At 33.4% G+C, this 10,202-nt stretch carries 13 protein-coding genes; 6 read left to right on the forward strand and 7 right to left on the reverse strand.

What is annotated here, in order from left to right:
- Positions 1–359: 359 nt before the first annotated feature.
- The 3 genes from BM012_RS20420 to BM012_RS20425 all read right to left on the reverse strand — a co-directional run bounded on the left by BM012_RS20420 (position 360) and on the right by BM012_RS20425 (position 2,705).
- A complete protein-coding gene (locus BM012_RS20420; RefSeq protein WP_061803114.1) occupies positions 360–896 on the reverse strand; it encodes a cysteine hydrolase family protein in 537 nt (178 codons plus the stop codon).
- Positions 897–1,103: 207 nt separating this feature from the next.
- Positions 1,104–1,253, reverse strand: a complete 150-nt coding sequence (locus BM012_RS26550; protein WP_161939284.1) for a hypothetical protein — start codon at positions 1,251–1,253, stop codon at positions 1,104–1,106.
- Positions 1,254–1,463: 210 nt separating this feature from the next.
- Complete coding sequence (locus BM012_RS20425) at positions 1,464–2,705, reverse strand: MFS transporter (RefSeq protein WP_061803113.1); 1,242 nt, start codon at positions 2,703–2,705, stop codon at positions 1,464–1,466.
- A 457-nt stretch (positions 2,706–3,162) separates the two neighbouring features.
- On the opposite strand from BM012_RS20425, the gene BM012_RS20430 reads away from it, so the two are divergent.
- From BM012_RS20430 to BM012_RS20440, 3 genes are all read left to right on the forward strand, one after another.
- Positions 3,163–4,266: an S-layer homology domain-containing protein gene (locus BM012_RS20430; protein WP_061803112.1), complete on the forward strand. Its 1,104-nt coding sequence runs from the start codon at positions 3,163–3,165 to the stop codon at positions 4,264–4,266.
- A 230-nt stretch (positions 4,267–4,496) separates the two neighbouring features.
- Positions 4,497–4,769, forward strand: a complete 273-nt coding sequence (locus tag BM012_RS20435; protein WP_061803111.1) for a hypothetical protein — start codon at positions 4,497–4,499, stop codon at positions 4,767–4,769.
- Between the two features lie 111 nt (positions 4,770–4,880).
- Positions 4,881–5,135, forward strand: coding sequence for a hypothetical protein (locus BM012_RS20440; RefSeq protein ID WP_061803110.1), 255 nt, complete (start codon positions 4,881–4,883; stop codon positions 5,133–5,135).
- 94 nt (positions 5,136–5,229) lie between these two features.
- Here BM012_RS20440 and BM012_RS20445 read toward each other — a convergent pair whose 3' ends face one another.
- The 3 genes from BM012_RS20445 to BM012_RS20455 all read right to left on the reverse strand — a co-directional run bounded on the left by BM012_RS20445 (position 5,230) and on the right by BM012_RS20455 (position 7,504).
- Complete coding sequence (locus tag BM012_RS20445; RefSeq protein ID WP_061803109.1) at positions 5,230–5,991, reverse strand: class I SAM-dependent methyltransferase; 762 nt, start codon at positions 5,989–5,991, stop codon at positions 5,230–5,232.
- Between the two features lie 304 nt (positions 5,992–6,295).
- On the reverse strand, positions 6,296–7,162 hold the full coding sequence (locus BM012_RS20450) for a protein kinase family protein (protein ID WP_061803108.1): 867 nt from the start codon (positions 7,160–7,162) through the stop codon (positions 6,296–6,298).
- 93 nt (positions 7,163–7,255) lie between these two features.
- Positions 7,256–7,504: a hypothetical protein gene (locus tag BM012_RS20455; protein WP_061803107.1), complete on the reverse strand. Its 249-nt coding sequence runs from the start codon at positions 7,502–7,504 to the stop codon at positions 7,256–7,258.
- Positions 7,505–7,644: 140 nt separating this feature from the next.
- Here BM012_RS20455 and BM012_RS20460 point away from each other — a divergent pair, with 140 nt between their 5' ends.
- The 3 genes from BM012_RS20460 (at position 7,645) to BM012_RS26935 (ending at position 9,297) form a co-directional block, all read left to right on the forward strand.
- Positions 7,645–7,923, forward strand: coding sequence for a DUF3986 family protein (locus BM012_RS20460; protein WP_061803106.1), 279 nt, complete (start codon positions 7,645–7,647; stop codon positions 7,921–7,923).
- Between the two features lie 237 nt (positions 7,924–8,160).
- The gene (locus BM012_RS20465; RefSeq protein ID WP_061803118.1) at positions 8,161–8,949 is read left to right on the forward strand and encodes an alpha/beta fold hydrolase; all 789 of its coding nucleotides are present in this window, start codon (positions 8,161–8,163) and stop codon (positions 8,947–8,949) included.
- A 189-nt stretch (positions 8,950–9,138) separates the two neighbouring features.
- Positions 9,139–9,297, forward strand: coding sequence for an SMI1/KNR4 family protein (locus BM012_RS26935; RefSeq protein ID WP_321170000.1), 159 nt, complete (start codon positions 9,139–9,141; stop codon positions 9,295–9,297).
- Positions 9,298–9,897: 600 nt separating this feature from the next.
- Here the strand turns inward: BM012_RS26935 and BM012_RS20475 are convergent.
- A partial coding sequence (locus BM012_RS20475) for an RNA-binding protein S1 (RefSeq protein ID WP_074842883.1) occupies positions 9,898–10,202 on the reverse strand: 305 nt, incomplete at its 5' end.

The raw sequence follows: 10,202 nt of genomic DNA on the forward strand, positions 1-10,202 counted from the left end.
CAGCAACGTTATGAATTTGCTTTTCCTCTTATCAATACTCAAGCCAATCTGGGCACTATCTTGAGCTAACGTTTACGAAGCTTATAAACCTTCACTTGCGTTCACCATACTCACCTTCCCCTAGCAGTGTTCTGAGCCGTGCGCTGACTCTCTGTTTCCGCATTTCCGCATGCAACCTACGTACCTATTACTAGTCACGCAGTTTTGGATGGGGATAGTTTTTGCGTCTAAACTAGTGGCGTAAGCCACACTATATAGAAGCGACTTCTTGTCGCACCATAACACGCATTATAGGAATAAAAACAGCCCTTAGAAGGTAAAAGGCTGTTTTTTATTGCATAGATAAGTTACTAATTGATTTAAAATATAATTTCACTTACTCCTTTTAATGTGACAAATCTGCCGCCTAATATATTATTATGATGTTCTACTATTTTAGAAGCTGAAAGCACATCAGTATCAAATGTGCTATGAGCATCTTTTACTAAGATATTCTCTTGATAACCTAAGCTATACGCGCTTCTACAAGTAGTATCCAGGCAAAATTCGGTTTGCATACCTGCAATAATCAATTTTCTAATTCCGAGCTCCTGAAGTTTTTTATGTAGCGTTGTTTGGTAAAATGCGTCCCAGGAAGATTTTTGAATAACAATATCTGTTGGCAATGGGCGGACATCCTGATGAATTTCCCATGTGACTTTTCCTTCACTTAGCATACTATTGGGATTAGAATCAGTATGCTGTATATAAATAATGGGTGTATGTGATTTACGTGCTTTTGCTAGTAGAGAAGAAATATTGTGGAGCACTTGTTGTTCATTCCATAAAGACCCACCTTCATAAGAAAACATAATGTTTTGGACATCTATAACCAGCAAAGCTGTTTTTTCACTCATTTCTTTGCATCCCCCTATTGATTAATATGGTAGAAAATTTAAAGTAATATTATATCAGATTGAAATTTAGTTAACATAAAATGTATTACAGGAAGTAATAAAAGCTCAAACTCGTTGGCATTCAAAGAGTTTGAGCTTTTTCTTTTCATCTAAGTATACTTTTACGGACTGGTTTTGAGCTTTTTAATGACGTTCAGCTATCCAGTGTTATTTATGTTCGGTTTTCTTTTCTCTTTCTTTCTTCCGTCTTTCTAAAACTTTGTCATTATGATTAAGAACCTTTTGCCATAAATTAAGAAGGAATACGAGAAAACCTATTCCTAAAATAACAATTAAAACCGTTATTAAAGTAGACATTTCTTCACTCCCGTAAATAAATTTAATTATCAACAACACAGGTGTATACTTTTTGTTATTGATTACATCTTTCTATAATATGGTTATTTCTATTATTATAATAATAGCACTCTATATGGTGATTATTTTCCAATACACTTATTTACATAAAAAATAACTAATAAACGGATTATAGGAAGGAGAAAAACAAAAGGTAAAGCAAGGCAATGATTAGCCTGCTTTACCTTTTGCATTTTTTGAAGTTTTAGGATGGAAAAGGTCTCTCCTATTAAAAAGAGCGAGAAGACAAGAAATAAAAAAAAGGATTGTTGCTACTAAGAATGTTATCCGAACTCCGTAATGTTCAGTTATATATCCTAACAAAAGAGATGAAATACCAAAAGCTCCATAAATTAAAGTCCCTCTCGCAGAATAAACCTTCGCAAGTAACGCTTCCCTTGCATTTTTTTGAATAATAGTTACTTCTGCAACATCACGAGCCATTTGCGGTAAACCATATAATAAAGATACAACTAATGCAAACCAGGCAAAAGAAGTTATACCAAATAAAAAGGTTAAAGTGGTTAAACAGAAGGAAGACCACATAATCGTTTGACCTAATTTTCTCTCTAAGACCTGGGAATATCGATAAACTAATAGTCCACCGATAAACATCCCACCAAAGAAGGCAGCGTTAATGAATCCCCACCAAACTTCTGTTTTATGAAGAGCTTGCTCAACATATATAAATAAAATAGCTGCAATCCAAACTCCATTAGCAAGTGTTTCTAATACGTTCATAATACTGATTGTTCGTAATTGCTTAGAATCCCATATAATTTGCCAACCTTCTTTTATAGCTACTAATTTTGATGTTTTTTCATGTTTTTCACTTACAGTTTGATCATTAATTAAAAACATAAGTGTTGAAGAAATAACAAAGAACGTAAATGTTAACCAAAGGATTGTAGGCCCTCCCCATAAAACCAAAAGCAAACTCCCAATAGGCCAGGCAATTAATTGCGTTATTTGATCAGACATGGCTAAAAAGCTATTGGCTTTCACGAGTTTTTCTTCTTTTATCAGACTAGGAACCAAAGCATTACGTGCAGGTGAAGCCCATCCGTCTAAAAAAGAAATACATGCAATAAAAAAATAAAGAATCGAAAGAAACTCTATTCGAATATCGAGAGCTAACAAACATAAACCCAAAAGAAATAATGTCTTACCAAGCTGGGAATAAAACAAAATAGACTTTAATTTATATTTATCAATAATAATAGGCGCTAAAATCCCACTAATAAGAGCTGTTATAGTAATGACAAACGGTACAAGAGACATAAAGGTTACTGATTTAGTAACCTTATAAACCATTGTTATTAAGCTAACCGTATATAAAACATCCCCTAGATTAGCCAACATTTGTCCAATCCAAAGAAAACGAAAGGACATTTTGTTATTAAATTTTGACATAGATATCCCTCACATCTTATTTATTTTTTATAAATATATAAGAGCAAGAAATTTCTACATTGGATTGCCTCCTGTCCATATTATTACTATTTAGCTTATCACAACAGAGTTTATTCTTACATATTTTTCAATTATCGAAGTTTTTTTATTTATAAGATATTCACCTTTAGTCAACATAATGTTCATTATAGGCAATGAAAAAGAGATTTTCTAAATTGAAGATTTCTTTTTACTGTTTCTCCGATTTGGAGTTGGAATTGAAGAGCATGATCTATCATACAACAATAAAAATAGATATGTATATAGTTTTATAGATCGTTTTGCACAGGTTAATATTCACTATAAATTTAATAAATAAGGAAATTTATAAAAAAATAGATTGACTTTTAAGGAGTTTGGTGTAATAAATTAGTAATACAATTGTAATATTGTTTACAACTTAATAGGAGGAATTACATTGAAAAAGATTGTACAAGTATGTTTAGCCTTCATTTTACTGTTGGCTATGGCTCTTCCCCTGTATCATGCAGAGGCAAGTAGTCAGTTTAAGGACGTCACTCTTTATGAAAAAGAGATTAGCTTCCTTACGAATAAAGGAATCATTAAAGGATATAATGATGGGACCTTTAAACCAGAGGCATCGATTAAAAGAATTCAAGCTGTGCAAATGATTCTACGTGCGAAAGGCGTAACGGATTTTACAGCTCCAGATCCTAACTTCACGGATATTAAAAAAGGCGATTACGGATACCAAGAAGTCGCTAAAGCTGTACAACTGGGCATTATTTCAGGTAAGGAAGATGCGAAAACAGGAAAGAAATACTTTGACGCATGGGGCACGCTAACAAGAGGACAAATGGCTAAGATTTTAAGTTTAGCGTATAACTTAAAGGGCTCAACCCTTAGTGAGTTCTCAGATGTACCAAGCACGGATGGATTCTATACATACATCAATGCACTAGCGTATAACAATGTCACAACAGGGTATTCAGATAATACCTTTAAACCCTACCAACAAATTTCACGTCAACACTTTGCGGTATTCTTAGCCCGCACACTGGATTCGTCTTTCAAAGATAATGGAACGAACCGAGTGGTAACAGGTGGTTTAAAATTAAACACACGTAAGACCTATGTTTATAACTATCCATATGCTGAGTATACAGAAACCTTTAAATATACAGGTACAAAGTCTGGTATGGATAAGTGGACAGGACGAGACAGTGACGGAGAAGTTACGTACTATGCTTATAGTGAAGATCAAGATGGATACGTATCTGGATGGCAGGATGGGGACATCTCCTCAACGATTCCATATCCATTAAAATTAAATACAAAATGGACAGATGACTTCTACGAGGATGAATATCCAATCCATTATGTTGTAACTTCTATGAACAAAACGGTAACAACACCAGCAGGTACGTTTAAGAATGCAATTGAAGTTAAGAGTGATATCGATACACTTGAGTATTATGTACAAGGAATTGGCCTTGTCTTAATGCTGGATACATCGGTTCAACCAGCAGAAAGAATCCAAGAGCTTCAAAAAGTGTATTAAGAGACAAAAAAGCAAGCGTACTCTAATAAAAGGGTCGCTTGTTTTTTTATCCATACTTTTACGGACATAAATGGGGGAGGCTTATTAACTTTAAGAAAAATGTTTACTCCATCTTCTTTATTATTAAACTATAAAAAGGAGATGCATTCCCAAACTTTTTTTAATCCTCCTCGTCTAATCCTTACAAAGCATAGAACTTTTACTTATTCTTGCATGAAAAGGAGCATAAAATGAAAAAGACACTAGGTATTATCTCTTTGGTATTATTTTTAGTCTCTGCTGTATTCGGAATTAGAGAAATGTTCTTTGTAGGAAGTTGGTTGGGATATAGCGTTATGTTGTTCCTACTCACTGCCTCACTTCCATCTGTTATTGGTTTCATTCTTTCGTTCTTCACTAAAAAAGGGGCCTTAAAAGTTGTAGGAATGCTAGGAAACGGTGCAATTATGTTTTTAACGGTTGTATTGCCCCTTGCAGCAAATATTGTATGGCCCTTACAATAGGAATTCTCCTTGGTGATTTCGGAGGATAATCAAAAAGCAACGTAGTTAAATAAAAACTGTGTTGTTCAAATCTTTTATTTATAAACTACTAATCAAGCGAGGAAGCACACATTGAGAAAACATTTTGGTGAAATTTCATTTACCTTTTTAATTTTAACTATTGCCTTTTATTTTATGGTTCCTACAGACGATAATTACTCATCAACAACTATTAATACATGGTTATTGGTTGGGTTGACCTTTACCTTAGTTTTTGCTTTCTTAAGCCCAAAAAATATATGGAAAAAAATCGTACTATCGGTTGTTACGATAGCCGTTATAATCTTTTTATTTATTGCTGTCGCATTTGGAATATCAGGTTTATAAAGGATAAAGCTATTATTTACATAACACTATTTATCGGTAGAAAAAAGGATCTCCAACTAGGGATCCTTTTTTCTTTCTTTAATTATTACAACGTTTATTTTGTCACTGCCTTAATAATAAAGCGATGTTGTTCTACATCAAAAAATCCTTCAGATTGGATAATCTGATGTATTTTATATAACCCATCCATATGTGTTTCAAGATTAAAATGAGGAACTTGCCAAGGAATAGCTTTTAAGTAATAAACGAGTGCACCAATATCATAAAACCTCTGGATAGGGAATTCTTCTTTACTAAAGACGATGTTAAAATCATTCTTATTAATCTCATCTGAGGCTGTCTTTAAATCCCACTTAGAAAATTCCTTATTGAGTGGAACCCCTAAACATTCATTGATCCGTGAGCAATCTAAGCCTCCTACTTGTTGGGTGAAAAAAGTTCCTTTGTCTGATAGAATTCTTCTTACTTCTCTAGCACAAAAAGACTCATGCTGATTCAAAATCAAATCGAATTGATCATTTTTAAAAGGTAATTTATCATCCTCATGGTATGGAACAACATTAACCCCCAGTGGTTCTAATCGTTCTCTTGCTATAGAGACATTGGGTTTATAGCCTTCGGTAGCATAAATGGCATTAGGGAACGGCTGTAGCGTGGACAAGAATTCTCCTCCACCTGTTCCCATGTCTAACACACTCTTAGCATTTTGCATAAGATACAAAGCTTTACTTCCATACGACCAAGAAAGCATATCATTATTCATACGACCAGAACGAGTAATATAAGTAAAGTCCCAACCGGTGAACTTATTGTTTATATGATCTATAAAGCTTACAAATTGTTTGTCCTTTTTCATTCTAAAATCCTCCCTAATAATAGTTTTTCTGATTTATATGGCTTTGACTATTAAAAGGAGGAGCGCGAATAGATAAACAGCGTTGTTATGTTTCATACTCCAAATTATTAATTATGAACCCCCCTTGGATTATTTTATTACAAATTATACCATAATTTTATATAACATTACTGGGAATATAATCGTTCTTTTGCTTAAAAACTCTTTGTATACTCTATGCAAACCTAGTCACCATAATATTAATTATAGGTACTTAAAAGGTTCTTCAACTGAAGAGCATTCTTTAGTACCTATTAAGCTTTTATCAACTTAACCCTATTTTAAATTTTTCATGTAGTTGTGTTATATGAAAAACTAATAACTCCTCTTTTAGAGTATCAGCATTATTAACTAAAAAGTCTAAAGCACTCCACATTTTAGCCATTACAATCTGTTCCGTCAATTCTTGGACTGAATAAGGAAATTCTACGGAACTATCTTTCCAAAAGCTAATATATGTACTGGCAATATTAAATTCTAACGACTTATCTATTGTTCCTAAACCTGGCATTGTAATAGCAAGGTCTATGGCAGGAGAAGCATATCCTATGCGTTCCCAATCAAACAAAACTAATTCGTTGTTATTCCTAATTCCCCAGTTTGTAGGATTGGGGTCACCAGATATACAACAAAAAGGTGAAAATATAGTTTCTGATTTTGAATGCAATTGTTCAATAGCTTCCTCCAAACCTGAAGGAAATAGGGATAGCGAGTTTTTTATTAATTTTTCATCCCAACTAAAATTAAAAGGTTTATCAATATTTAAAGTTTTATTCCATGTATTAAAATGTAAATTGAATAGGAGTTTTATTTGTTCTCTATCACCTGTCCATCGTTCTTTAGGCAAATGACCTGAAACATCCTCGATAACAACCCAATAATCTGTCTCTTCATGGTAAGTATAATAAACAAAGGGAATCAAAATTTTCTTATCTTTAAAAAAACGTGATAGAGAGTTATAAACATCATACTCTCTTTTTTCTTTTGCTTTTTTTATGATAAAAGATTTGTCTCCAATAAAGAGACGAAAGCATGATATTCCTTTCCCTTCATTTACCCCATTTAACTTTTCTATTTTTGTCCAATGTCCATAAGTCTTTAATAAAAAATCCTCAATAGCATATGGAAACATTTTATTTACATCCCCCTTTTAATTATGTATACCACATACATATCTAGTTTCCATAAAACACGTTATCGGAAATGACTTGATTTTTATCTTACATTAAAACCAATATTTGTTCATTTTACTTAAAAACTCTTTAGTGATAGGGAAGCCAGAGTTTTGACCTATTATAGAATCAATGTCACAGTGGGGGCAAAGAGCTGTATTCTCATTACTGTCTATCCATTCTTCAATTTCAGATGGATGAAATATTTCTAAACAATAAAAACATCCACATAAATTATCTTTCTTTAAACTTTCCTTATTGCCACTACAAAAACGATGCGCAGCTTTCAGGTTTCCTTGCATATTATTCTCTCCTCATCTATGTAATGAACTTTGTTAAATAAAAGTAGTCTTACTTCGTATAATGGTACTTTACCATGTTGCCCCAAACATGAAGAAGCACTATATAATAAAATTACGTACCATAAGGGAGTGATAACGTAATGAGTATTTACGATCCTAACCTTCATCTTCACATAGGCTATTACGACAATGGATTAGATTATGAAGCCACAGCATATAAAAGAAAACAAGGAGATGCGTGGGATGTCTTCTTTAATTTTGCGGCGTATAATATTTCTAGTTCCAATCAAGACAAGGAAAATTATCTAGAGCACGAGGGTTTCAAGATTTTCTCTGTTAGAAGCAAAAATCTTGATTACGAAGATGGAGCTAAGAAGTTTGAAGAGTGGCTCCTAAAAAACAATATCATTCAACTTTAGTAAATATAGAGGTCTTCTGATGAAGACCCTTTTTTCTTTTCCTTTAAGTATACTTTTACGGACTGGTTTTTTAGAGACAATAGAGTTGTTTAATCTACAATACATTTAAAAAATACGAGTCATTTTATTCAATAATCGGGCCAGATTGTTAAATAACGGCTAATAAATAAAGAGCAGATAGTTATGACATTTCATATAATAAAGGTTGAATACATATTGGTGAAAAGGGGTGAAGAAATGCCTAAAGTCAAAATAAATAATGTAGAATTGTATTATGAAGTAAAAGGTTCTGGTAATGCAATTGTTTTTACACACGGTGCTTCATGGAATCATCGGCAATGGAAACCGCAGATTGATGAATTAGCTAAACAATACAAAACCATTACGTGGGATGTACGTGGACATGGTCAATCTTCATTACCAAAAGGTAAAGTGGATTCTGAGGACTTTAGCAAAGATTTAATTGGATTATTAGCCCATTTAAATGTAAAACAGGTCCATCTCTGTGGCTTATCGATGGGAGGGCATATCTCTCTTCAAACTGCGATTAGGCACCCGGAATTTGTAAAATCACTTATATTAATTGGTACGCCTTTTACTAATACATACAATTGGTTTGAGAAGTTATTTGTTCCCATAAATCGATGGTCAAGCATTTTTATACCTATGAGGGTAATGGCAATAATTCAGGCAAGAATGCTCTCTAAGTTCAATAGCAATAACAAACAATATATCAAAGAGTCGGTTACCTCAATACCTTTAAACCATTGGATACGTATATGGCATGCAGTTTCCACAATGGAAAGTGGGGATGATTTACATAAAATAAATTGTCCCACCTTAATACTTCAGGGTGATCATGACACTATGACAGAAAGACAACAAAGAGAAATGGCTAAACGTATTCCTCTATCTAAATTGGTTTATATAAAGAACGCCCATCATGCTACAAACCTTGATAACCCAACCCAAGTCAACAATGAGATTATTAATCACTTATTAGAAATAGAAGCAAAACTTCAGTAAACACTGCTACAATCTTCTTCTATCGGGCGATATTGTTGAATAAAACTTAGATTTTCAGATAAAGTTGTATATACATAGGAAACAATAAAAGAGCTTTTGGATGGTGGGAAATTTGAAGAATTTGAAGATTTTGAGGACGTTGAACCTGTTGGGTCAGTAAAAAAGGAATTTTGGTGAAATCCACGTTGGATTCCCATTGCTACCAATGGAGGCGGAGATGATATTTGTATTGATTTAGCTCCAGCCGAAGGAGGAGAGGTCGGTCAAATTATAACTTTTTGGCACGATTGGGAACAGCGTGAAGTGATATCAGATAGCTTAGAAGAATGGTTTATTAACAGGAGCTAAATAAGGGATAATTAAAAGGCTTAAATTTTGCATTTAGTGAGGGATTACCCAACAACTAAAGGATAAATGCAAAATTCGGGCCTGTATTTTGTTTGAATAAATTTTCTAAAATAATCGTTGCATTTTTATCCCCATTTTTTAATATAACAACTAATGCTTGCGGAAGTATTCCCTACATATGCCACAAATCCCCTTGTCGATGATTTATTTTTCTTTCATCTAAAAGGCTTTCTTTTCATCCTATTTTTATCCTTTCTTTCTAGCTAGAAAACGCCCCCACACCTACCACAACCACCCTTGTTGCACCTTTAATAAACGACCAACTATATAACTATAGATGTATATGAAGCTACAAAACTGTTCATAATATTAACGTATCCCCCCATATGTAAAAACCCTTTGCTATTACTGGGCAAGGGGTTCTTTTTTATTAAAAGGAATTTGGAATTAAATTAGTTTACATAATACTATTTACAGGAAGTAGCTTTGTGGAACGACGAACAACAGTTATTATTATTCCTTTTAGTAGATTAAAGGAAACAAACAAGGCAAGCCATTCTCTACTGGCTTGCCTTTATCTATATCATGAAGTAGTAAAGTTTATCCGCGTCTTCCTCCTCTACCACCTCGCTTTGTTTCCGTACTGCGTTTGAGTGTGGATAAATTTTCTTCACTATCTTTTAAAAAACGCGCCATTTTTTGTTCGAAGTTTTCCTTGGGTTGAAAATTACTTTTTGAATAAAAGTCTTTGGAACGGTTATCATTACTTCTTGCCTGTCGTGGTAGGCGTTGTGAATAAGAAGAAGGTTGTCTCTCAGGTTTATCTATAGCTTTTTTAATGGATAATCCAATTTTTCCGTCTTTCTCGTTCACAACTTTCACTTCAATTTCTTGACCAACTTTAA

It is taken from the genome of Priestia endophytica DSM 13796 (genome assembly GCF_900115845.1).
GTDB classification, from domain to species: domain Bacteria; phylum Bacillota; class Bacilli; order Bacillales; family Bacillaceae_H; genus Bacillus_I; species Bacillus_I endophytica.